19 protein-coding genes are annotated in these 23,866 nt (G+C 61.9%); 9 read left to right on the top strand and 10 right to left on the bottom strand.

The window, feature by feature from the left end:
- The first annotated feature begins 95 nt into the window (after nt 1–95).
- Together U5G49_RS22430 and U5G49_RS22425 are read left to right on the top strand one after the other, a co-directional pair.
- Nucleotides 96–1,376, top strand: a complete 1,281-nt coding sequence (locus tag U5G49_RS22430) for a 4-aminobutyrate--2-oxoglutarate transaminase (RefSeq protein ID WP_193446497.1) — start codon at nt 96–98, stop codon at nt 1,374–1,376.
- A 67-nt stretch (nt 1,377–1,443) separates the two neighbouring features.
- Nucleotides 1,444–2,925, top strand: coding sequence for an NAD-dependent succinate-semialdehyde dehydrogenase (locus U5G49_RS22425; protein ID WP_193446498.1), 1,482 nt, complete (start codon nt 1,444–1,446; stop codon nt 2,923–2,925).
- Between the two features lie 46 nt (nt 2,926–2,971).
- Here U5G49_RS22425 and U5G49_RS22420 read toward each other — a convergent pair whose 3' ends face one another.
- The gene (locus U5G49_RS22420) at nt 2,972–3,181 is read right to left on the bottom strand and encodes a SlyX family protein (protein WP_012759624.1); all 210 of its coding nucleotides are present in this window, start codon (nt 3,179–3,181) and stop codon (nt 2,972–2,974) included.
- A gap of 451 nt (nt 3,182–3,632) precedes the next feature.
- On the opposite strand from U5G49_RS22420, the gene uxaC reads away from it, so the two are divergent.
- A complete protein-coding gene (uxaC, locus tag U5G49_RS22415) occupies nt 3,633–5,048 on the top strand; it encodes a glucuronate isomerase (RefSeq protein WP_018244236.1) in 1,416 nt (471 codons plus the stop codon).
- Nucleotides 5,045–6,499 (top strand): mannitol dehydrogenase family protein, encoded by a 1,455-nt coding sequence (locus tag U5G49_RS22410; protein WP_193446499.1) that lies wholly within the window; start codon nt 5,045–5,047, stop codon nt 6,497–6,499. Before uxaC ends, U5G49_RS22410 begins: the two co-directional genes overlap by 4 nt.
- Nucleotides 6,500–6,506: 7 nt before the next feature.
- On the opposite strand, the gene U5G49_RS22405 is transcribed toward U5G49_RS22410, so the two are convergent.
- The 7 genes from U5G49_RS22405 to U5G49_RS22375 form a co-directional block, all read right to left on the bottom strand.
- A complete protein-coding gene (locus tag U5G49_RS22405) occupies nt 6,507–8,957 on the bottom strand; it encodes a GcvT family protein (RefSeq protein ID WP_193446500.1) in 2,451 nt (816 codons plus the stop codon).
- Entirely contained in the window at nt 8,958–9,833 is an 876-nt protein-coding gene (locus U5G49_RS22400) for a phosphotransferase (protein ID WP_193446501.1), read from the bottom strand.
- A 182-nt stretch (nt 9,834–10,015) separates the two neighbouring features.
- The gene (locus tag U5G49_RS22395) at nt 10,016–11,092 is read right to left on the bottom strand and encodes an ABC transporter ATP-binding protein (RefSeq protein WP_018244232.1); all 1,077 of its coding nucleotides are present in this window, start codon (nt 11,090–11,092) and stop codon (nt 10,016–10,018) included.
- 32 nt (nt 11,093–11,124) lie between these two features.
- Complete coding sequence (locus tag U5G49_RS22390; RefSeq protein WP_193446502.1) at nt 11,125–12,222, bottom strand: Gfo/Idh/MocA family protein; 1,098 nt, start codon at nt 12,220–12,222, stop codon at nt 11,125–11,127.
- Nucleotides 12,222–13,109, bottom strand: a complete 888-nt coding sequence (locus U5G49_RS22385) for a carbohydrate ABC transporter permease (RefSeq protein WP_027682265.1) — start codon at nt 13,107–13,109, stop codon at nt 12,222–12,224. The genes U5G49_RS22390 and U5G49_RS22385 overlap by 1 nt, the downstream gene beginning before the upstream one ends.
- Nucleotides 13,102–14,061 carry a carbohydrate ABC transporter permease gene (locus U5G49_RS22380; RefSeq protein ID WP_018244229.1) on the bottom strand — a complete coding sequence of 320 codons (960 nt, stop codon included), beginning with the start codon at nt 14,059–14,061 and terminating at the stop codon, nt 13,102–13,104. Before U5G49_RS22380 ends, U5G49_RS22385 begins: the two co-directional genes overlap by 8 nt.
- Nucleotides 14,062–14,067: 6 nt before the next feature.
- Nucleotides 14,068–15,354, bottom strand: coding sequence for an ABC transporter substrate-binding protein (locus tag U5G49_RS22375; protein WP_193446503.1), 1,287 nt, complete (start codon nt 15,352–15,354; stop codon nt 14,068–14,070).
- Between the two features lie 197 nt (nt 15,355–15,551).
- On the opposite strand from U5G49_RS22375, the gene U5G49_RS22370 reads away from it, so the two are divergent.
- From U5G49_RS22370 to U5G49_RS22350, 5 genes are all read left to right on the top strand, one after another.
- Nucleotides 15,552–16,229 (top strand): TetR/AcrR family transcriptional regulator, encoded by a 678-nt coding sequence (locus U5G49_RS22370; RefSeq protein WP_018448053.1) that lies wholly within the window; start codon nt 15,552–15,554, stop codon nt 16,227–16,229.
- 142 nt (nt 16,230–16,371) lie between these two features.
- Nucleotides 16,372–17,520: a Gfo/Idh/MocA family protein gene (locus tag U5G49_RS22365; RefSeq protein ID WP_130769256.1), complete on the top strand. Its 1,149-nt coding sequence runs from the start codon at nt 16,372–16,374 to the stop codon at nt 17,518–17,520.
- Nucleotides 17,521–17,523: 3 nt separating this feature from the next.
- Nucleotides 17,524–18,687 (top strand): dihydrodipicolinate synthase family protein, encoded by a 1,164-nt coding sequence (locus U5G49_RS22360; protein ID WP_183619923.1) that lies wholly within the window; start codon nt 17,524–17,526, stop codon nt 18,685–18,687.
- 28 nt (nt 18,688–18,715) lie between these two features.
- Nucleotides 18,716–19,540, top strand: coding sequence for a sugar phosphate isomerase/epimerase family protein (locus tag U5G49_RS22355; RefSeq protein WP_065276725.1), 825 nt, complete (start codon nt 18,716–18,718; stop codon nt 19,538–19,540).
- Between the two features lie 154 nt (nt 19,541–19,694).
- Entirely contained in the window at nt 19,695–20,972 is a 1,278-nt protein-coding gene (locus U5G49_RS22350) for a Gfo/Idh/MocA family protein (protein WP_193446504.1), read from the top strand.
- 29 nt (nt 20,973–21,001) lie between these two features.
- On the opposite strand, the gene U5G49_RS22345 is transcribed toward U5G49_RS22350, so the two are convergent.
- Together U5G49_RS22345 and U5G49_RS22340 are read right to left on the bottom strand one after the other, a co-directional pair.
- Nucleotides 21,002–22,012, bottom strand: coding sequence for a hydroxyacid dehydrogenase (locus tag U5G49_RS22345; RefSeq protein ID WP_131605370.1), 1,011 nt, complete (start codon nt 22,010–22,012; stop codon nt 21,002–21,004).
- Nucleotides 22,009–23,865, bottom strand: coding sequence for a DUF2264 domain-containing protein (locus U5G49_RS22340; protein WP_193446505.1), 1,857 nt, complete (start codon nt 23,863–23,865; stop codon nt 22,009–22,011). The genes U5G49_RS22345 and U5G49_RS22340 overlap by 4 nt, the downstream gene beginning before the upstream one ends.
- Between the last annotated feature and the right edge of the window lies 1 nt (nt 23,866).

Raw genomic sequence — 23,866 nt, 5'->3', positions numbered from 1 at the left:
TTTCTTGCAGGAAAAATGTAGGAACTTTCTACACATCTTGCAGAACTTATGCAAGATAGTTCTGAAGCCCCTTTTCAGCGCAGGAGCGCGCATCGATGAACGCGATCAACCTTACGGACCGGAAGAACGCTGCGATTTCACGCGGCGTCGGCATGACGACACAGATTTATGCGGATCGCGCAGAGAATGCGGAGATCTGGGACAAGGCGGGCCGTCGTTACATCGATTTCGCCGCCGGCATCGCCGTTCTCAACACCGGCCACCGCCATCCCCGGGTCATCGCAGCGGTCAAGGATCAGCTCGATCGCTTCACCCATACCTGCCATCAGGTGGTGCCCTATGAAAGCTACGTCCATCTGGCCGAACGGCTGAACGTGCTGGTGCCCGGCGACTTCGAGAAGAAGACGATCTTCGTGACGACAGGCGCCGAAGCGGTCGAGAACGCCGTCAAGATCGCGCGCGCCGCAACCGGCCGCTCGGCCGTCATCGCCTTTGGCGGCGGCTTCCATGGCCGCACCTTCATGGGCATGGCGCTGACCGGCAAGGTCGTGCCCTACAAGGTCGGTTTCGGCGCGATGCCGGGCGATGTGTTCCACGTTCCCTTCCCGATCGAGCTGCACGGCGTCACCGCCGATCAGTCGCTGGCGGCGCTGAAGAAGCTTTTTGCCGCCGATGTCGATCCGCAGCGCGTCGCCGCCATCATCATCGAGCCGGTGCAGGGCGAAGGCGGCTTCTATGCGGCCCCCGCCGCCTTCATGAAGGCGCTGCGCGAGCTCTGCGACCAGCACGGCATCCTGCTGATCGCCGACGAGGTGCAGACCGGTTTTGCCCGCACCGGCAGGATGTTCGCAATGGATCACCACGAGGTGGCGCCTGACCTGACAACGATGGCAAAGAGCCTGGCCGGCGGCTTTCCGCTCGCCGCCGTCACCGGCCGCGCCGAAATCATGGATGCGCCGGGACCGGGCGGGCTCGGCGGCACCTATGGCGGCAATCCGCTCGGTATCGCGGCCGCCCATGCCGTGCTCGACGTCATTGTCGACGAGGATCTCTGCAACCGGGCCAACCAGCTCGGCGGGCGGCTGAAGCAGCGGCTGGAATCGTTGCGCGAGACGGTGCCGGAGATCGTCGACATCCGCGGGCCGGGTTTCATGAACGCGGTCGAATTCAACGACCGGACGACGGGACTGCCGAGCGCGGAATTCGCCAACCGGGTGCGGCTGACCGCGCTCGACAAGGGTCTGATCCTGCTCACCTGCGGCACCCACGGAAACGTCATCCGCTTCCTCGCACCGATCACCATCCAGGACGAGGTCCTCGGCGAGGCGCTCGATATTCTCGAAGCCTCAATGCTGGAGGCGAGCGCGGGCAAGTGACCGCACCGAACCCGGATTTCAGCGGGCTGCCGGCAACCGGCAGCCGCACTCCCAAGGAGGATATGACATGGCTTTCACCACCGCACTGACCAAGCACGTTCCCTTCTCCTCGCCGCTGCTGCGCGATGCCGGCCATATCGGCGGGGTCTGGACATCAGGCGATGCCACTCGGACATTCGACGTTCTGAACCCGGCAACCGGTGAGCTGCTCGCCTCGCTGCCCGATATGGGTGCGGCCGAGACGCGGGCGGCGATCGATGCGGCTCATGCCGCCCAGCCGGCCTGGGCAGCCCGTCCGGCCAAGGAGCGCAGCGCGATCCTGCGCAAATGGTTCGACCTGATGGTCGCCAATGCCGACGAACTCGCCGCAATCCTGACCGCCGAAATGGGCAAGCCGTTCCCGGAAGCGCGCGGCGAGATCCTCTATGCCGCGGCCTATATCGAATGGTATGCGGAAGAAGCCAAACGCATCTATGGCGAGACGATCCCCGCGCCTTCCGACGATAAACGGATGATCGTCATCCGGCAGCCGGTCGGCGTCGTCGGCACGATCACGCCGTGGAATTTCCCGGCGGCGATGATCACCCGCAAGATCGCTCCGGCGCTTGCCGTCGGCTGCACCGTGGTCTCGAAGCCCGCAGAACAGACGCCGCTGACGGCGATCGCGCTTGCCGTACTCGCCGAGCAGGCCGGCATTCCGGCCGGCGTCTTCAACGTCATCGTCGGTGTCGACGGCCCGGCAATCGGCCGCGAGCTCTGCGGCAACGAAAAGGTGCGCAAGATCAGCTTCACCGGTTCGACGGAGGTCGGCCGCATCCTGATGCGGCAGTGCGCCGACCAGATCAAGAAGGTGAGCCTGGAGCTCGGCGGCAACGCGCCCTTCATCGTCTTTGACGATGCCGATCTCGACGCTGCCGTCGAAGGCGCGATCGCCTCCAAATACCGCAATGCCGGCCAGACCTGCGTCTGTGCCAACCGTCTCTATGTCCAGTCGAACGTCTATGACGCCTTCGCCGCCAAGCTGGCCGCCAAGGTCGCCGAGATGTCGGTCGGCGATGGCTTCAAGCCGGGTGTCGTGATCGGGCCGCTGATCGACGAGCAAGGCCTTGCCAAGGTGGAAGATCATGTCAGCGACGCGCTCGCCAAGGGCGCCAAGGTGTTGACCGGCGGCAAGCGCATCGACGGCGCCGGCACCTTCTTCACGCCGACGGTGCTGACCGGCGTTGCGCGCGGCATGAAGGTGGCGCGCGAGGAGACCTTCGGGCCGGTGGCGCCGCTCTTTCGCTTCGACACGGTCGAGGATGTCATTCAACAGGCTAACGACACGGAGTTCGGCCTCGCCGCCTATTTCTACGCCGGCGATCTGAAAAAGGTCTGGCGGGTGGCGGAAGCGCTGGAATACGGCATGATCGGCATCAATACCGGCCTGATGTCATCCGAGACGGCGCCCTTCGGCGGCATCAAGCAATCCGGCCTCGGCCGCGAAGGCTCACGGCACGGCGCCGACGACTATCTGGAAATGAAATATCTCTGCATCGGCGGCGTCTGATTCACCATCCTAATGAGACGGGCACGCGGCATTGCGCCGCGTGTCGTCAATAATGCGGCGGGCGGGTGATGCCAGGCGCCTCCAGTGACTGCTCCTCGAGCGACAGGAAGCGTTCGGTCAGCCGGTCGAGCTTGGTGCGCATCTGTTCGACCGTTTTCCATTGCTCGGCGAGCTGATCGGAAAGCTCTTCGATCGTCTTTGCCTGGTGGGCCAGCATTTCTTCCAGTTGGGTGATGCGGTTCGTCTCGTCGGACATTAGAGCCTTTCCGGGTTAGATTGCAGGATTCTGCCGGAGCAGATTTTCGTCAGGGCAAAGGCGATTGGCGAAGGGCATACCTCTTGGTACGTCCGAGCCAAATCGCCTTTGCCCTGGCGGAAAGATGCCCGGCCCTTCGGGTTGGCTGAAACGGGCCAGCTGATTGACCGGCCGGCTTGGCCGTAGAACTGGGCTACGACGCGCGCCGGCCGGTCGACCATCCGACTCCGTTTGAGCCAACAGAATGCTACAATCTAACACGGAAAGGCTCTAGACCCTCCTTTGCCGAAACCGGCAGAACAGATGGTTCTGCAAAGCGGAAATAGGCCGCCGCGTCAATGCTTTCCCTACTCGGCGCAGCCATGCGCAAAACTGTACCGTTTGGTTACTAAAAGACCTTGCCGTGCCTGATTTTGTGGGGTAGGCCCTTAGCCATCAGGGAGGAATACTGATGGATGCAGGAAACGGCTTTCTTCATCCGGACCGGCTTTTCCCGGCTGATCCGGCAACACGGACCATCGCGCGAGACCTCTACGAGACAGTACGCAATCTTCCGATCGTCAGTCCGCACGGGCATACTGAACCTTCCTGGTTCGCCGACGACAAGCCCTTTGAAGACGCGGCCTCGCTGCTGGTCATTCCCGATCACTATCTCTTCCGCATGCTGCACAGCGTCGGCGTCACTTTGGACGAACTCGGCGTGCCGCGGCTCGACGGCAAGCCGGTGGCTGAGGGGCGGGCGATCTGGCGGACATTTGCCGCACATTATCATCTCTTCCGCGGAACGCCTTCGAGCCTCTGGGTCGACCACGCCATGTCGGCCGTACTCGGCTGCACCGAGCCGCTGACGGCTGACAATGCCGATGCGCTCTACGATCATATCAATGCCCAGCTTGCCCTTCCCGAATTCCGCCCGCGGGCGCTGCATCAGCGATTCGGCATCGAAACGATCGCGACGACGGATGGGGCGCTCGATCCTCTGGCGCACCACCAGAAGATGGCGGCCGACGGATGGATCGGCAAGGTGCGCACCACCTACAGGCCGGACAGTGTCACCGATCCCGACGCCGTCGGCTTCCGCGACAATCTTGTCAAGTTCGGAGAGATCACCGGCACCGACGTGACGCGCTGGGACGGTCTTATCGAGGCGCATCGGCGCCGACGCGCCTATTTCCGCCAGTTCGGCGCCACCGCGACCGATCACGGCGTGCCCACAGCCTTTACATCAGATCTGCCGCTTGCCGAAAAGCAGGCGTTGCTCGAGAAGGCGCTGAAGGGACCGCTTTCGGCCGGGGAGGCCGAGCTCTTCCGTGGCCAGATGATGACCGAGATGGCCGGGCTTTCGGCTGAAGACGGCATGGTGATGCAGATCCATGCCGGCTCCAGACGCAACACCGACCGCGGACTTTTCTCGACCCGAGGCCCCAATATGGGCGCCGATATCCCGACAAGCACCGACTGGGTCGGCGGCCTGAATGCGCTGCTTTCCAGATACGGCCATGCGCCGGGGCTGCGCGTGCTGCTCTTCACGCTCGACGAGACGACCTATGCGCGCGAGATGGCGCCAATGGTCGGCCATTGGCCCTGCCTGATGATCGGCCCGCCCTGGTGGTTCCACGACAGCCCGAACGGCATCCGGCGCTACCTCGACCAGGTCGTCGAGACGGCCGGCTTTGCCAATATGGCGGGTTTCAACGACGATACGCGCGCGCTGCTTTCGATTCCGGCCCGGCATGACGTCTGGCGCCGCGAAGTCTGCCGTTTCCTCGCCCAGCTCGCCGCCGAGCACCGGATTTCCAAGCGGGAAGCCGAAATCGTTGCAGGCGAGCTCTCCTATGGCAATGCGAAGAAGGCCTACAAGCTGTGAGCGAACGACTGCAGACCCTTTCCGGCCTCGCCCCGACGGCGAAGCTTCCCGCCTATGACCGTAACCAGCTGAAAAGCGGCATCCTGCATCTCGGGCCAGGCGCTTTCTTCCGCGCGCATTTCGCGCCGTTTACCGATGCCGCACTTGCGGCAAGCGGCGGAGACTGGGGCATCGAGGTGGCGAGCCTGCGCACTGCCGATGTCGCCGATCACCTGAACGAGCAGAACGGCCTCTATACGATGCTGATCCGCGATACGTCGGGCACGGTGGCGCAGGTGATCGGCCCCATTCTGCGGGCGCATGTGGCGACACGTGATCCGGCAGGACTGCTCGATCGGCTGGAAGATCCGGCGATCCGCATCGTCAGCCTGACGGTGACGGAAAAGGCCTATGGCATGGATACCGCGACGGGAGGGCTCGACCTCAACCATGCCGATGTGGCGGCTGACCTTGCCAACCGTCATGCGCCGCGCGGCGTCATCGGCTATCTGGTCGAGGGACTTTCCCGGCGCCGGGCGAAGGGCCTCGCCCCCTTCACACCGCTCAGCTGTGACAATCTTCCGAGCAACGGCGCCGTTCTGAAACGACTGGTTCTCGATTTCGCCGAACGCGTCGACCCCTCGCTTCGTCAATGGATCGAGGCAAATGTGCCCTTCCCCTCGACCATGGTCGACCGCATCACGCCGGCGAGCACCGAGGCGACCTACCAGGATGCCGAACGGCTGACCGGACGGCAGGATCTGGCGGCGATCGAGACCGAACCCTTCACGCAATGGGTGATCGAAGATCATTTCGCCAATGGCCGGCCGGCCTGGGAGAAGGCCGGCGCCTTGATGGTCACGGATGTTTCGGCCTATGAGAAGATGAAGCTCCGGATGCTGAACGGCGCGCATTCGCTGCTCGCCTATCTCGGTTATATCGGTGGCTATGAATTCATCCGCGACGTGATGGATGATGCCGGCCTGGCGGCCCTTGCCTACCGCCACATGCATGCGGCCGCAAGAACGCTCGATGCGGTTCCCGGCATCGACCTCGATGACTATGCCAGCGAATTGATAGCGCGCTTTGCAAACAAGGCGATCGCGCATCGCACCTATCAGATTGCCATGGACGGCACGCAGAAACTGCCGCAGCGGCTGCTGGAACCGGCAACCGAGGCACTGGCGCATGGCGACAAGGCGGAGACCTATGCGATCGCCGTTGCGGCATGGATGCGCTATGCGATCGGCGAGCACGGCAACGGCGAGCGCTATGAACTGCGCGATCCCCGTGCAGGCGAAATCGCCGCTCTCATCGCCGATGTCCCGCGCACCGGCCTGGCGATCTCGGCGGCTCTTTTCACCCTTCCCGGACTCTTCCCGGCGGCTTTGACAGGACACCGCGCGTGGACGCAGGACGTCTCCGACAAGCTGGAGATCCTGATTCAGGACGACCGGCTGCCGCTGTTCTAGACTCGCGCTACGCCTTGATGCGCGCCATATCCGGATCGTAGAGTGGCGACAGCGACACCTTGCAGGGGATGCGTTCCCGCGCGACATCAAGTTCATAAGTGCCGGAGAGGACAAAATCCTCGGTCACGCCGTCGGGGCTGCGGACGTAGCCGTAGCCGATCGGCTTGCCCAGCGTATAACCGAAGCCGCCGCTCGACAGCCAGCCGACGCGCTTGCCGTCGCGATAGATCGTTTCACGGCCGAGCAGCACGGCATCGGCATCCTCCGGAATGAAGCAGGCGAGGCGCTTCTTTACCCCGCCCGCAAGCTGCCGTTCGATCGCCTCACGGCCGCGGAATGGAATATTCTTTCGCATCTTCACCGCCCAGCCGAGACCGGCTTCAACAGGCGTATGGTCGGGACCGATATCCGAACCCCAGGCGCGATAACCCTTTTCCAGGCGGCAGCTCTCAATGGCGCGGTAGCCGGCATTGACGAGGCCGAGCTCGCCGCCTGATGCCATCAGCACGTCATAGACCGTGGTCGCATACTCGATGGGAACATGCAGTTCGTAGCCGAGCTCGCCGACATAGGTGATGCGCAGCGCCCGCACCGGGCAGCCCGATATGCCGATGGTCCTGACCTTGCCGAAGGGGAAGGCAGCATTCGAGACATCGCTGTCCGTCACCTTTTCCAGCACAGCGCGCGAATTCGGTCCCATCAGCGACAGCACGGAATAGGCTGAGGTGACGTCGACCAGCTCGGCATGCATTGCCGCCGGGATATTGCGTGCGATCCAGTCGAAGTCATGGGTGGCGAAGCCGGTACCGGTGACGATGTAATATTCGTTCTCGGCGATGCGGGCGACCGTCACGTCGCATTCGATGCCGCCCTTGTCGTTCAGCATCTGCGTGTAGACAAGCGATCCCACAGGCCTTGCGACATCGTTGGCGGCGATCCAGGACAGCGCTGCCTCGGCATCCCTGCCCTTCAGCACGAATTTGGCAAAGGAGGTCTGGTCGAAGATGACGGCCGCTTCGCGCACGGCCTTATGCTCGCGGCCGACGGCGTCGAACCAGTTCTGCCTGGTGTAGCTGTAGACATCCTTCGGCTCTTCGTTGGCGAAGAGATCGGCAAACCAGTTCGGCCTTTCCCAGCCGAGCTTTTCGCCGAAACAGGCGCCCTGCGCCTTCAGCCGGTCATAGAGCGGCGATTTGCGGCAGGGGCGGCCGCTCGAATGTTCCTCGAACGGCCAGGCCATGGTGTAATGTTTGCCATAGGCTTCGAGCGTGCGTGTCCGCACCCAGTCGGTATCGAAATGCGGCCGGCCGAAACGGCGGATATCGACCGGCCAGAGATCATAAGGCGGCTCGCCCTTTGTCACCCATTCGGCAAGCGCCATGCCGGCGCCGCCAGCCGAGGCGATGCCGAAGGCGTTGAAACCAGCGCCGACGAAGAAATTCTTCAGCTCCGGGGCCTCGCCGAGAATGAAGTTACCATCCGGCGTGAAGCTTTCCGGGCCGTTCAGCAGCTGCTTGACGCCGACATTTTCCAGCGCCGGGACGCGGCCGAGTGCCTGTTCCATGATCTGTTCGAAATGGTCGAAATTGCTGTCGAGCAGCGTGTAGTGGAAACCCTCGGGGATGCCGCTCTTTGCCCAGGGAATGGGGTTCGGCTCGTAGCCGCCCATGACGATGCCCCCGACCTCCTCCTTATAGTAGGTCAGGCGATCGGGATCGCGCAGCGTCGGCAGGTTGGAGGGCACGCCGAAGGATTCGGTGATGATGTATTGATGCTCGACGGAGACCAGCGGTACGTTGACGCCGAAGCGGGCGGCGAAGGCGCGCGTCCATTGGCCGGCGCAGACGACGACGCGCTCGCATTCGATGCGCCCTTGCGCCGTGACGACGGCGCGGATCTTTCCCTTGTCGATTTCAAGGTCGAGGACTTCCATATCCTCGAAGATCGAAACGCCTGACATGCGGGCGCCCTTTGCCAGCGCCTGGGTGATGTCGGAGGGATTGGCCTGGCCGTCGGTTGGGAGGAAGGCGGCGCCGACGAGATCGTCTGTTGTCATTAGCGGCCAGAGATCGAAGGCTTCCTGCGGGGTCAGCAACTGCATTTCGAGGCCGAAGGACTGGGCGGTGGTCGCCTGGCGCCTGACCTCGGTCCAGCGTTCCTCGTTGCAGGCAAGGCGCAGGCCGCCATTCATCTTCCAGCCGGTGCCGAGACCCGTTTCCTCTTCCAGCCGCTTGTAGAGATCGACGGAATAGCCGAGAAGCTGGGTGATGTTGGCGCTGGTGCGAAGCTGGCCGACGAGGCCGGCGGCGTGGAAGGTGGTGCCCGAGGTAAGCTTCTTGCGCTCCAGCAACACGGTATCGGTCCAGCCGAGCTTGCCCAGATGATAGGCCGTCGAGCAGCCGATGATGCCGCCGCCGATAACCACAGCTTTCGCCGTCTTCGGTAATTCCTTCGTCATTTATTGATCCCGTTCAAAGGCTTGATAGGCGCGCTCGAAGCGCGCGAGATTTTCGGCCGTGTAGCCGGCGTAATCGAAATCGATGGTGGAATGAATTTCCGAAATCATGCTCCAGAGCGTCTCGCGCAGGAGCGAAGCGCATTTCATCGCGGCATAGCGCCGGCTGAGATCATCGGTCAGCGGCCGGTCGAAATAGATCTCCAGCATCGTGCGCTCGGCCGCTTCCGGGAGTTCGTTGTTGGAGGCCAATCCGCCAAGATCGAAAAGCGGCGTGTTGAAACCGGCATAGTCCCAGTCGATCAGCCAGAGCCGCTTGCCGTCATCGAGAAAGTTGGCGGCCAGCAGATCGTTGTGGCCGAAGGCGATCTCGAAAGGTCCTGCCGCTTCTTCCAACATATCAGCCCTGCCGACGAGCCCCGGCAGCAACGGAAGATAGGCGCTCTTCGACGCCTTCAGATTGGCGGCGTAGTCGCGGATGACGTGGAAGACCCAGAAGATCATCGCCTGGCCGCGGAAATGCCGGGCGATGTCGTGATGGCAAGCGCGGACCAGCGGCACGACCTGGGCCAGCATTTGCGGCCTCCTGATATCCTCCGGCGAAAGCGCTCTCGCCTCGATATATTCGAGCACCAGGACGCCCGGCGAATGGTGGATGACCGCTGGCGAAATACCGGCTGCATGGGCGGCACGGCTTGCGGCAAGCTCGTTCTGCCGGCTGATGTGGTGGATCGGAATATCGGTGCCGAGCCTAACCACGCAGCGCGCGACGGCGTCGCTGACCAGATAATTCCTGTTGGTGATGCCGCCTGCTATCGGCGAGATTTCGATCGGGCCCTGCCAGATACCAAGCGCATGAATCCTATCTTCAGGCGTCATGCTTATCCCCCAGAGCATGATGCCGAAAAGTGTGAGCGGTTTTCGGACGACATCATGCTCTAACTATTTAACTTAGAACAGGATTCAGATTTTAGGCCGACCCGGCCTAAAATCATCCTGTTCTAGCGACCCCTGTCGAAATGATGGGGCAGAGGAGGATCTGATGTCAAGCAGCGGTACGCTTAGATCGTCTTGCCGGCGGCATCGAAGACGTGGCAGCGGGCCGGATCGAAGGAAGCCTTCACATTCGCGCCGCGCTCCACCTTTTGCTGGCCGTCAAGCGCGACGGTCAGGAGCTGGTTATCCGGCGTGGTGGTGTAGAGCATGGTGGCGCCGCCGAGATTTTCAACGAGATCGACGTTGACGGTCGAGAGCGCGATTGCACCTTCGGCCAGCGAAAGATGCTCGGGACGGATGCCGAAGGTGACGTCCTCTCCCGCCCCGCCGTTCAGGCGGCGCGGCAGGCGGACGGAATTGCCGCAGACATGGATGCTGGTTTCGGCCTCGCCGACCTGCTCGATGCGGGCCTTCAGGAAATTCATCTTCGGGCTGCCGATGAAACCGGCGACGAAGCGGTTGGCCGGATTGTTATAGAGATCGAGCGGCGCGCCGACCTGCTCGATACGGCCGGAATTCAACACCACGATCTTGTCCGCCATCGTCATGGCTTCGACCTGGTCATGGGTGACATAGATCATCGTATTGCCGAGGCTGCGGTGCAGGCGGGAGATCTCGACGCGCATCTGCACGCGCAGTTCGGCATCGAGGTTCGACAGCGGCTCGTCGAACAGGAATATCCGCGGCTCGCGCACGATGGCGCGGCCGATCGCGACACGCTGGCGCTGGCCGCCGGAGAGCGCCTTCGGCTTGCGCTCCAACAGCTTCTCGATCTGCAGGATCTCGGCGGCGCGCTTCACCTTCGGCTGGATCTCGGCCTTCTTGTAACCCGCCGTCTCCAGGCCGAAGGCGAGGTTCTTGTAAACCGACATATGGGGATAGAGAGCATAGGACTGGAAGACCATGGCGATGCCGCGCTTGGCGGGCGCCACCTCGTTCATGCGCTCGCTGTCGAGCAAAAGCGCGCCGCCCGATATCTCCTCGAGACCGGCGATCATGCGCAGAAGGGTCGATTTTCCGCAGCCGGAGGGGCCGACGAAAACGACGAATTCGCCGGGATCGATCGTCAGGTCGATGCCATGGATCACATCCATCGCGCCGTAGCGCTTCTCGACCTTCTGAAGAACGACACTGGTTGCCATCTTCTCAAAACCCTCTCGTTTTATTTTGTCGGTTACTTCGTTCTTGCGCGCCAATCGGCGTATTTCGGACTGTCGGGGCCGACCGGCAGCGGCACGTCAGCGCCGCTGTCGGAAGACTGGTAGATGGCGGTGACGAGTTCCAGCGCGCGGCGGGCGTCCCGGCTCGTTACCGGCAGCGGCGCATGGCCGCTCAAAAAGGCATGAAACTGGCCCATCTGCGTGGTGAAACGCGGCGCGACCGGTTGCCAGTCGCCGACCACCCGGTCGATCTGTTTCCGGACGTCGTCATTCGCGGCAATGATCTTCCAGGGATCCTTACCTGGCGTATAGGGCTCGTGGCTGCTTTCGAAAGTGACATTCTCGAAATGCAGCCTGAGCCGGCTAATCTGCTCCTGCGAACCAAGGGTGCAGGAAAGCGAGACAAAGGCGCCGTTTTCCATCAGCAGGCTGGCGGAGGCACAATCCTCAACCTCGATATCATTGACACGGGTGGCGACGCGGCCGAAGACCCTTGCAGCCGGTCCCATCAGATGCATCAGCATGTCGTGCAGGTGCAGGGCATGGGTGACGAGCACGCCGCCGAGTTCCGTCGCCCATTTGCCGCGCCAGGGTACGGCGTAATATTCCGGTTTGCGCAGCCAGAAGGTTTCGACCGAAGCGGTATAGGGTTTGCCGGCAATACCGGCGTCAATGATCCGCTTGGCCTTCTGGATGCCGTCGCCGTAGCGATATTGGAAGATCGGCATCAGCACGCCCTTGGCGGTCTTTTCCGCTTCCATGATGATATCGACGGCAGCAAGCGAGCCCGTCAGCGGCTTTTCGCAGACGACATGTTTACCGGCAGCCAGGGCTGCGACCACCTGTTCCAGATGGATGCCGGGAGGGGTGCAGATATCGATGATGTCGATCGTGTCGTCGGCCAACAGCTCCGCAAAGGAAGTCGTGCGCCGTTCGATGTCGAACTCGTCGCCGACCGCCGCCATGCGCTGCTCGTTCAGGTCGCAGATCGCCACGACCTTGAACTTATCGGAATGCGGCAGATAACCTTCGACGATGTGGGAGCGGCCGATACCGCAACCAACGATCGCGACCGTCCTGATGCTCATGTCGCTCTTTCCCGTTATCGCCATCAACGCTTCATGCCCGTTGTGGCGATGCCCTCGATCAGCAGGCGCTGGAAGAACAGGAAGAAGAAGAAGACCGGCACGAGCGTCAGGGTCGACATGGCGAACAAACCGCCCCAATCCGATGCACTGGTAGAATCCACGAAAGTGCGCAGGCCGAGCTGGATCGTGTAGGTGTTCATATCGTTCAGGTAGATCAGCGGACCGAAGAAATCGTCCCAGGTCCAGATGAAGGAGAAGATGGCGGCCGTTGCCAAAACCGGCAGCGATAGCGGCAGCATGATCTTCCAATAGATGCGCCAAGCGCTGCAGCCATCCATCATCGCCGCCTCATCGAGTTCGCGCGGGATGCCGCGGAAGAACTGCACCATGAGGAAGATGAAGAAGGCATCGCTTGCCAGGAACTTCGGCACAACAAGCGGCAGGATAGTGTTCACCCAGCCGAGGTTGAGGAAGAGCACATATTGCGGGATCAGCGTCACATGGTAGGGGATCATCAACGTGCCGAGCATGATCGCGAACCAGAAGTTCCGGCCGGCAAAACGCAGCCGCGCGAAGGCGAAGGCGGTCAGCGAACAGGCGATGACATTACCCGTCACCACCAGCAGCGAGATGACGAGCGAATTCCAGAAGAACCGGCCGAAGCTGACATCGAGACCGACCCAACCGCGCGCATAGGAGGAGAGATCGATCGACGACGGGATGAGCGAGGTCGACGAGAAGATCTCGTTTTCCGGCCTTACCGATGCCGAAACCATCCACAACAGCGGATAGAGCATGAGAAGAGAAGCGGCGATCAGCAGGGCGTGGATGATGAGCGACGCCGGCAGGCTGCGTTTGGTGATGTCGGATGGCGGCCTGGCCGCAGTCACGGAAGCGGTCATCTCAGTCATCGTAGTGCACCCAATAACGTGAGGTCAGGAAGGAGAAGGCGGTGAAGATCGCGATGATCACCACCAGGATCCAGGCGAGTGCCGAGGCGTAGCCCATGCGGAAATTGCCGAAGGCTTCCTGATAGAGGTAGAGCGTGTAGAAGAGCGTCGAATTGATCGGACCGCCCGTGCCGCCGGAGATGATGAAGGCTGGTGTGAACGCCTTGAAGGCTTCAATCGTCTGGACGACGGCGTTGAAGAAGATCACCGGGGTCAGAAGTGGCAGCGTGATCTTGTAGAATTGCCGGAACTTCGAGGCGCCGTCGAGGCTGGCGGCCTCATACATATCCTGCGGGATCTGGCGCAGGCCGGCCAGGAAAATAATCATCGGCGAGCCGAACTGCCAGACGGACAGAGCCACCAGCGTGTAGATCGAATAGTTCGGATGCGAGATCCAGCTCGGCCCTTCGATGCCGAAATGCGAGAGTGCGGCATTGACGAGGCCATCGCTGGCGAAAAGCTGACGCCAGAGCACGGCGATCGCCACGCTGCCGCCCAGCAATGAGGGGAGATAGAAGATGGCGCGGTAGATCGACAGCCCACGCAGGCCGCGATTCAGGGCCATGGCGACCAGCAAGGCGAAGGTCAGTTTGAACGGCACCGAGAAGACGACATAAGTCAGGGTGACGTGCATGGCGGCCGAGAATTTCGGATCGGCCGTGGCGATGCGCACGTAATTCGCCATTCCCACCCACCTCGGCGACTGCAGCATGTCGAAGTCGGTGAAGGAGAGGTAGAGCGAAATCAGGGCCGGCCCGAGCGTCAGCCCGAAAAAGCCGATGAGCCACGGAAGAAGGAAGAGATAGCCGGGAGCATTGGCATTCCAGAGACGCCTGAAGCGTCCTTCGGCCACAGCCCCTTGATATCTTTCCACATTTATGGCCCCTGCAGGCGTGCGCATCGCATTGCTCATACGGGATCAGCCTCGTGCGAGAATCTGCGTGATTTCATCGACAAGCTGTTTGCCGCCATCGGAAGGAGATACCTGTCCAAAGGCCACCTGTTCGGCGATGTTGCGTAGGGTCAGTTCGCCTTCACCGGCGCCGGCGGGCGGTGGCGGCGGCAATTTGCCGGCGAGTTCGCCAAGGCCGCTGACATAGGCCAGCGCAATCTTGCCGTTCTCGTCGAGCTTCGCCGCGACGACCTCACGCATGGCGCTCGATTCGGGAATGCCGCGTTCGACATCCAGAAGCAGCGCTGCCTCGGGGTCCTTGACGAAGAAATTGACGTAGTCCACGGCCAGGTCCACGGCTTTCGACTGGGCGGAGACCGAGAAGAACATCGACGGCTTGCGGTAGTGGCCGCCCTTCGAATCCGCGTTGACGCGCATGTAGTTGGTCAGCGCCAGCTTGTCCTTGTTCATTGCCTGATAGGCGACGAACTGGTTGGAATGGGCGAAACCAGCGGCCGACTTGCCGAGCGATACCGTGTTGGTTTCGATATCGTTCTTGTCGAGGGCCTGGACATCGGCAGGAACGCAGGCGCCGGCAACCCGGAACTTGGCCCACATGTCGTACCATTCCGAGGCATCGTCCACGCCGAAGGCGATCTTGCCGTCGGCAGTATAAAGCGCCTTGCCGCGCTGACGCAGCCAATTTTCGAACAGTGGTTCACCGCCGCTGCCGTCGGCCATGCCGAACATGCCCTTGCGTTTGCCCGCCTTGGTGATCTCCGCACCAATGCGGCCGAATTCTTCCCAGGTGGTTGCCTGGGTCGGCAGATCGACGCCGGCCTCCTTGAAGGCAGTGGTGTTCAGGACCGTGGCCGCCGAATTCGCCCCGAGGCTGACGCCGTAGAGGTGGCCGTCGACACTGCCGCCTTCGATCTGCGCCTTGTCGAAATCGTCGAGGTTGAGCTTGGCCGGCATATAGGATTCGAGCGGGGCGAGCGCGCCGCGCCGCGCATACTGGACGATATAGCGATAGTCCATCTGGATGACATCGGGCGCGTTGCGGCCGGCGACCTGGGTCGCAAGGCGCGGCCAATAGTCGCCCCAGCCGAGGAATTCGCCGGTGATCGACGTGCCCGGCTTCTTCGTCTGATAGAGCTGCGATACCTTGTTGGTGCGATCGGCGCGCGGCTGCGAGCCCCACCACAGGAGACGCAGGCGCGTTTCCTGTGCCAAAGCGCTGGTTCCCAGCGCCGAGAGCGAAAGAAGCGTCGCTCCTCCCGCAACGAAATTACGTCTGCTTACACGTAGGCTCATTTTTTCCTCCTCCAAAGGGAAGCGCCTCCACACGCTTCCGAACCTAGTTACCCTTGCATAAATAACTAATTGGTTACAAGCTACGGGCAAAGCGGCGAGCGTGTCAAGCGGTGTCGCTCGCGGGCCGTTCAAATTCGGTTTTTACAATTTCGCACCGAAGGCTTATGAGCGCAACATGTGAAGACGGAGGTGGAGAGATGAACGACAGCGGGGAGAAGGGGGCGAAGAAACGGTCTCGACGCCCGGTCGCGGAACGGACGGCCCACCGCGATCCGGAGCGGACACGCGCTGCGATCCTCGAAGCAGCAACCCGGGAATTCGCTGAAAACGGCATGGGTGGGGCTCGCGTCGATGCGATCGCCGAGCGCGCTGGCACCAACAAGCGGATGCTCTATCATTATTTCGGCGACAAGGAGCAGCTCTACCTCAAGGTGCTCGAAGAAGCCTATGTCGGCATCCGCACCGCCGAGCGCGCGCTTCATATCGGCGACCGCAGCCCGGAGGAAGGCATCGGCGAACTGGCACTCTTCACCTGGCGTTATTTTCTCCAGCATCCGGAATTTCTCAGCCTGCTCGGCACGGAAAATCTGCATCGCGCCCGCTGGCTGCGTCAGTCCGTCCGGCTCAAGGAACTGCATTCACATTTGATCGGTGAGCTTTCTCAAGTGCTCGAGCAGGGAAAGAAGCAGGGCGTCTTCATCCAGACCGCCGATCCCCTGCATGTCTACCTGACGATCGCCTCGCTCGGTTATTTCTACCTTTCCAACCAGTACACGCTGTCGACGATCTTCGGCCGCGACCTGATCGAGCCGACCCATCTCAATGCCTGGGAGAGGCATATCGTCCACGTCACGCTCGCCTCGATCAAGCGTTAGAGCCTTTCCTGGTCTCGAAAATCGGATTTGACTATTGACAGCCGCTCCGATCTTCTGCCATCAAGTAACTGATTAGTTACCGGCTTGGGAGGGCCGGGCCAGGATGTCCGCTCCCGCCGCAAAAGATTGCTGGGAGGAAAAAATGGCACGCTTGGGGATCATCTTGCACGGCGTCACCGGCCGCATGGGGTACAATCAGCACCTGGTGCGTTCGATTCTCGCTTTCCGCGACCAGGGCGGCATCACGCTCAAATCGGGCGAGAAACTCGAGATCGACCCGATCATCGTCGGCCGCAACGGCGCCAAGATGGAAGAGTTGGCGAAGAAGCACGGCATCAAGCGCTGGTCGACCGATCTCGATGCGGCTCTTGCCAATCCCGACGACACGATCTTCTTCGACGCCGGCACGACGCTGATGCGAGCCGAGCTGCTGTCCAAGGCGCTCGATGCCGGCAAGCATGTTTATTGCGAAAAGCCGATCTCCGACGATCTGCAGGTGGCACTCGACCTTGCGCGCAAGGCGCGCGGCTCCGGCCTCAAGCACGGCGTCGTGCAGGACAAGCTCTTCCTGCCCGGCCTGCGTAAGCTGGCGCTGCTCAGGGATTCCGGCTTCTTCGGCAAGATCCTCTCGGTGCGCGGCGAATTCGGCTACTGGGTTTTCGAAGGCGATTGGGGCGTGCCGGCTCAGCGCCCGTCCTGGAACTACCGCAAGGGCGACGGCGGCGGCATTATTCTCGACATGCTCTGCCACTGGCGCTACGTGCTCGACAATCTGTTCGGGGAGGTCAAGGCTGTCTCCTGCCTCGGCGCCACTCATATCGGCCGGCGCATCGACGAGCAGGGCAAGCCCTATGATTGCGACACGGACGATGCGGCCTATGCGACCTTCGAGCTCGAAGGCGGCGCGATCGCGCAGATCAATTCCTCCTGGGCCGTTCGCGTCCGCCGCGACGACCTCGTCACCTTCCAGGTCGACGGCACACATGGTTCGGCCGTCGCCGGCCTGACGAAATGCTGGAGCCAGCACCGCGTCAACACGCCGAAGCCAGTCTGGAACCCGGACCAGCCGCAAACGATCGACTTCTACAAGACCTGGGACGAGGTTCCTGACACGCAGCCATTCGACAACGGCTTCAAGGCCCAGTGGGAAATGTTCATCCGCCATGTCGTCGAAGATGCGCCGTGGCCCTATGGCCTGGAAGCCGGCGCCAAGGGCGTACAGCTTGCCGAACTCGGCCTGAAATCATGGGCCGAGCGCCGCTGGCTCGATGTTCCCGCACTGGAGTTCTGAGCCGTGACGACGATCAATCTCCCTCTTGACGGCACGATCGTCCCCTACACGCTGACAGGCACGCCGATCGCGCTCGCCAAGCGCGACGCCAAGGCCTTTCCACGCATCGCCTTTGCCGCGGCCCATGTCGTCGCCGATCCGCTCGCCGACAACGATCCGTGGCTGACGCCGGCAATCGATTGGGAGCGGACGCTCGCCTTCCGCCATCGGCTCTGGGATCTCGGCCTCGGCGTTGCCGAAGCGATGGATACGGCGCAGCGCGGCATGGGCCTCGGCTGGCCGGATGCGCGCGACCTCATCCGCCGGGCGCTCAGTGAGGCGGCCGGGCGCAAGGACGCGCTGATCGCCTGCGGCGCCGGCACCGACCATCTGACGCCGGGACCTGACGTCACTATCGACACGATCCTCAGGGCCTACGAGGAGCAGATCGAAACGGTGGAGGCGGCCGGCGGCCGCATCATCCTGATGGCAAGCCGGGCGCTTGCCGCCGCCGCCAAAGGACCGGACGACTATGTAAGCGTCTATGACCGCATCCTCCGCCAGGTCAGGGAACCCGTCATCATCCATTGGCTCGGGGAAATGTTCGATCCGGCACTCGAGGGTTATTGGGGCAATGGTGATCATATCCAAGCCATGTCCACCTGCCTTGAGGTGATCGAAGCCCATGCCGACAAGGTCGACGGCATCAAGATCTCGCTGCTCTCCAAGGAGAAGGAAGTGGCGATGCGCCGCCGGTTGCCGAACGGCGTGCGCATGTATACCGGCGACGATTTCAACTATGCCGAACTGATTGCCGGCGACGAAGAAGGCCATTCCGACGCGCTGCTCGGCATTTTCGATGCGATCGCGCCGGCAGCCTCGGCAGCCCTCGAAGCGCTCGGCCGCAAGAGCAACCATGAATTCTTCGATCTGCTGGAGCCGACCGTGCCGCTGTCGCGCCACATCTTCAAGGCGCCGACCCGCTTCTACAAGACCGGCGTCGTCTTCCTCGCCTATCTCAACGGCCTGCAGGACCATTTTGTCATGGTCGGCGGCCAGCAGAGCACCCGCTCGCTGACGCATCTGGCCGAACTCTTCCGCCTGGCCGACAAGGCACGGGTTCTGGCAGATCCCGAACTTGCTGCAAGCCGCATGCGTCAAGTGCTCGCCGTCCACGGCGTCAACTGAAGCGCTGAGGTGATGGGAGGAGAATGACATGCAGGTCGAAGGGCTTTCGATCAATCTGGCGACGATCCGCGAACAGTGCGGCTTTGCCCAGGCCGTCGATATCTGCCTGAAACACGGCATCACCGCGATCGCGCCCTGGCGCGACCAGGTTGCCAAGGTCGGTCTCGATGAAGCGGTGCGTATCGTCAAATCCAACGGCATCAAGCTGACCGGGCTTTGCCGCGGCGGCTTCTTCCCGGCGGCAAACGATGCCGACTGGCAGAAAAATCTCGACGACAACAGGCGTGCCATCGACGAAGCGGCGGCATTTTCAGCCGATTGCCTCGTGCTCGTCGTCGGCGGCCTGCCGGGCAGTTCGAAGGACATCGTCGCCGCCCGCCAGATGGTGTTCGACGGCATCGCCGCCGTGCTGCCGCATGCGCAGGCCTCGGGTGTAAAGCTCGCTATCGAGCCGCTGCATCCAATGTATGCCGCCGACCGTGCCTGCGTGAATACACTCGGCCAGGCGCTCGACATGTGCGAGCAGCTTGGGGAGCATGTCGGCGTTGCTGTCGATGTCTATCACGTCTGGTGGGACCCCGATCTTGCCAACCAGATTGCCCGCGCCGGGCGCATGAAACGCATCTTTGCCCATCACATCTGCGACTGGCTGGTGCCGACAAAGGACATGCTGCTCGACCGCGGCATGATGGGCGATGGTGTGATCGACCTCAAAGGCATAAGACGGATGGTGGAGACCGCCGGTTTCTTCGGCGCGCAGGAGGTGGAGATCTTTTCGGCCGAAAACTGGTGGAAACGCCCGGCCGAGGAAGTGATCGCCACCTGCGTCGAGCGCTTCAGGAGCTGCTGCTAAAGCATGTCGCACAAAAGTGTGCAGCGGTTTTGCGACCATGATGTGCGAAAAACCAAAGACCTGAAGCGCGGGCCACGCGAATCTGAAAGATCGCGACGCGCTTTAGGCCTGATTTTCAGTATTTGTTTCATCACGCATGCAGGAGGATCATTCGATGGAAAAACGCCGTTTTGCCCTGATCGGTACGGGAAACCGCGGCACCACCATGTGGGGCAAGGATCTGCTTGCCGGCTGGCGCGAGCACGTCGACCTGACCGCGATCGTCGAGAAGAATTCGCTGCGCGGGGAACGCGCGCGTAACATGATCGGCAGCAATGCACCGCTCTACGAAAACATCGATTCGATGCTCAACGAGCAGAAGCCGGATCTGGTCATCGTCTGTACGCCCGACCATACGCATGACGACATTGTCGTGCGGGCGCTGGAGTCCGGCATCGACGTCATTACCGAAAAGCCAATGACGACCTCGGTCGAAAAGATTCGCCGGATTCTGGATGCCGAAAAGCGCACGGGTCGCCGGGTCGATGTGTCCTTCAACTATCGCTATGCGCCGACGGCTGCGAAGATCAAGGAACTGCTGAATGCCGGCGAAATCGGCCGGGTCACCTCGGTCGACTTCCACTGGTATCTGAACACCAAGCACGGCGCCGACTACTTCCGCCGCTGGCATGCCTATACGGAAAATTCCGGCAGTCTGTTCGTCCACAAGGCGACCCATCATTTCGATCTGCTGAATTGGTATCTCGACAGCGATCCCGACGCCGTCACCTCCTTCGCCGACCTGCAGAATTACGGTCGCAAGGGCCCGTTCCGCGGCCCGCGCTGCAAGCTCTGTCCGCACACGCATGAATGCGACTACTACCTCGATCTCGAGGCCGATCCCTTCCTCGATTCACTCTACGAGGATCCCTCGAAGATCGACGGCTACTTCCGAGACGGCTGCGTCTTCCGCGAGGACATCGACATTCCTGATACGATGGTGGTATCGCTCCGTTACCGCAACAACGTCCATGTCTCCTATTCGCTGAACACTTTCCAACCGATCGAAGGCCATCACCTTGCCTTCAACGGCACCAAAGGGCGCATTGAGCTGCGTCAATATGAGGCCCAGCCCTGGGAAGAGCCGAAGGAGGACACGATCCTCCTCATCCGCAATTTCCCGAACGGCAAAGAGGCGATGGAGCGCATCGTCGTTCCGCATTTCACAGGCGGCCACTACGGCGGCGACGACCGGATGCGCAACATGATTTTCAAACCCGATATTGAAGACAGGCTCGCCCAGCGCGCCGGCACGCGGGCGGGCGCCATGTCCGTGCTTTGCGGCATTGCCGCGCTGACGAGTTCGCGCACCGGCAAGTTGGTCAACATTGCCGATCTCATGCCCGAACTTGCCAATGACGGTTCGCCAAATTCGCTGAGGACGTCGCGCTGATACCTGTTGCCTAAGCCCCTTGACGCGCCTCAGGCGATGTTTTCGAGATTTGCCTGATGGATCTGGTAGAGCAGCGGCTGACCGGTCACGAAGCGCTCGATCTCGTCCACGGCCATCTCGCCGAGGCGCGCCCGTTCCAATCCGATAGCGCCGGCAATATGCGGTGTCAGAAAGACGTTCGGCAGATCGTAGAAAGCAGAACCCGCCTCCGGGATCTCCGGATCAGTGACATCGAGGACCGCGTCGATACGGCCGGTCTTGAGCGCCGAAAGCAGCGCGGCCTCATCGATGAGAATGCCGCGCGCCGTGTTGACGAGCGTCGCGCCGTCCTTCATCAGCGACAGCCTTCGCGCATCGATCATATGCCGCGTCGACGGCAGCGACGGCGCATGCAGGGAAACGATGTCCGCTTGCCGCATCAGTTCGTCGAGATCGACCTTTTCCGTTCCGAGGCCGGCTGCCTCGGCGGCATCAAGCGTCGGATCGGCGAGCAGCAGTCTATAATCAAAGGGTTTCAAGAGCTCGATGACGCGCCGGCCGATGCGCGAAGCGCCGACGATGCCAACGGTGCGGCGGTAATTTCCGATCGCTTCGCGCTGCATCGGATGGGTGCGGTTGCGGTTTCGATCGGCGACGTAGAGATCGCGGAAACGGAAAACGCGCTTGCCGGCGAAGATGATCGCCGCCAGCGTGAATTCGGCCACCGGCACGGCATTGGCCTCGGCCGAATGGCTGACCGGGATACCGGCTTCGAAGATGGCGTCGTCTATGACGCCTTTGACCGTGCCCGCCGCATGGACGATGAGCTTAAGATGCGGCGCGGCGGCGAGGATTTCGGGCCCGACATAGGGCCCGCCCCAGCCGGTGATCAGGATTTCGGCTTGGGCCAGCAGACGTCTCGCACGCTCGTCGTCGAAGCGCTGCAGCGGTTTGGGATCCAGCAGGCGACCGATGCCACTCAGCCGGCGCAGGACCTCATCCGGCAGCACATGCTCCGTGCGCGACGGTTGCATGGCAAAGACGATGGCCGGCTGGCTCATGGCATCTGTCCCGGCGCTTCGATGGCGCTGACTGTCACGCCCTTTTCCTTCACCAGGGCCTCCAGCGCTGCAATGTCAGGCGCTTTCGGCGGGTTCGTCCAGACAGACGAGACAGCAGCGGGATCGTCAAGTGCCAGCACTGCCGTCACCAGGATGGTTTCACCGGCCGAAATCTGCCCGCGCAGCTGCGGCACGAGGGTTTTCGCGACGATCACATTGGTGTTGGGCATTGCCTTCTGGACAAGCCCCGAACGTTTGACCGAAGAGCCGAGATCGAGAATGCCGGTGAAATCGGCTTCGCCGATCGCATAGGCAACCCCATTCGACGCGGATAGCGTATCCAGCTCGAAATCCCGGCGGCCGATGGCAAATCCGCCTTCGGCAATCCGCAACGGCCGGCTTGTCCTGATCCGGTGGAAGCGGATGTGCCAGGGTGCGACCGGCACGAGCCAGGTTTCGACGTCGACATCTGGGAAAGGCGACCACTTCGCATAGAGCACGTCGCCTGCGAGCCTGGCTTCCTCGTTCGTTTCGCGCACGCGGTAGTGAAGGCCGTCATCGCTGAAGGCAAGCGCTGAATCGAAGGCGGCAAGCGCAAAGGCACGCTCATCGGCCTCGACACTGAAGCCGTATCGAGCGGAATAAGCAAACTTCGCATATTTTTCCGTGCCGCACCGCATCTGCAGGTTTTCCTGGCCGGAAGACAGCGCCACGACATCGCCGCCCGCCCGCATGATCACCATGCCGGGATGACGCTGGGGAACGATGTCAGGCGCCTGCTCCGGCACTTTTTCCTTCGCCGTCCAGAATGGGTGATCCTCAGCGATCGCCAGCGGCAGGAAGGCCTTGAAGGCCCAGTAGGGCGAGCCGGCGGAATTGTAACTCTCCGACATCAGCAGGTTCGGATAGCCGAAGCCGATCGACAGCACGCCGTCGCGATCGGCAATCGGCTTGTCCTTCCACCAGCGCAGATGCTGCAGGCAGAGATGCTTGACCTCGCCCCAGGGCAGAGCCTCGACATCGGCAAAGGCGAGCGCGGACCAGAAGCCGGCGCAGGCAAAACGATAGGTCAGGCTGCGGCCGAAGGGGATCGTCGCCCCGTCAGCGGCAAACCAGTGCCGGAAATCCCGGGCGAAGAGGACCGCGCGCTCGCGGTAGCGCTTTGCATAATCGTCATCGACGAGCTTCGAATAGATCAGGCCATAGAAATGCATGGCGAAGGGAATGTAGTGGTCGATACGGCGCACGTTTCCGTCGCGATACCAGCCGTCGCCGATATAAAAGCCTTCGAGCTCCTCAAGATATTGCCGCGTCAGGCTGCGGTCGAAATCGGCGCCGAGACGATCGAGCGCGATATCGACGAAGATCCGGAAGAATTTCCAGTTGTTGTCAGCATAATCGAACTGCCTGACATGCTTGAGATAGGCGACGACATTGCTGCGGGCGCGCGCATCGAGCGGTTCCCAGATTTTTTCGGGCACCAGTGCCAGGGCAAAACCGAGAGCGGCAAGCTCGACCATCCGCTGATCGCGGCCATTGACCGTTCCCCAATATTCCGGATGGGCGGGATCGGTGCCATTTGCGAGACCTTCGGCGAAACGATGCCAATGGGCGAAGTCGCCATTGCCTGCGCCAAGCGGCGCCAATCCCCAGAGCGGGCGGGCGAACCCTTCGAGATCGGCCGCTGCCCGGTCGAAATGGGCGCCGCCGCCATTGAGGGTGACGCGGGCATTACCGTCCGAGAAACAGGCAAGCAGCGGATCAAAGAGCGCAAGCAGCGCACGGCTCATATCGGCGCGGGTTTCCAGCGGATTGCCTGCGAGCGGGTTGGCGCTGGCGGGATCATAGGTCATC

Source organism: Rhizobium indigoferae (assembly GCF_034554815.1).
Taxonomy (GTDB): domain Bacteria; phylum Pseudomonadota; class Alphaproteobacteria; order Rhizobiales; family Rhizobiaceae; genus Rhizobium; species Rhizobium leguminosarum.
This window is presented reverse-complemented; position numbering and strand designations above follow the sequence as displayed.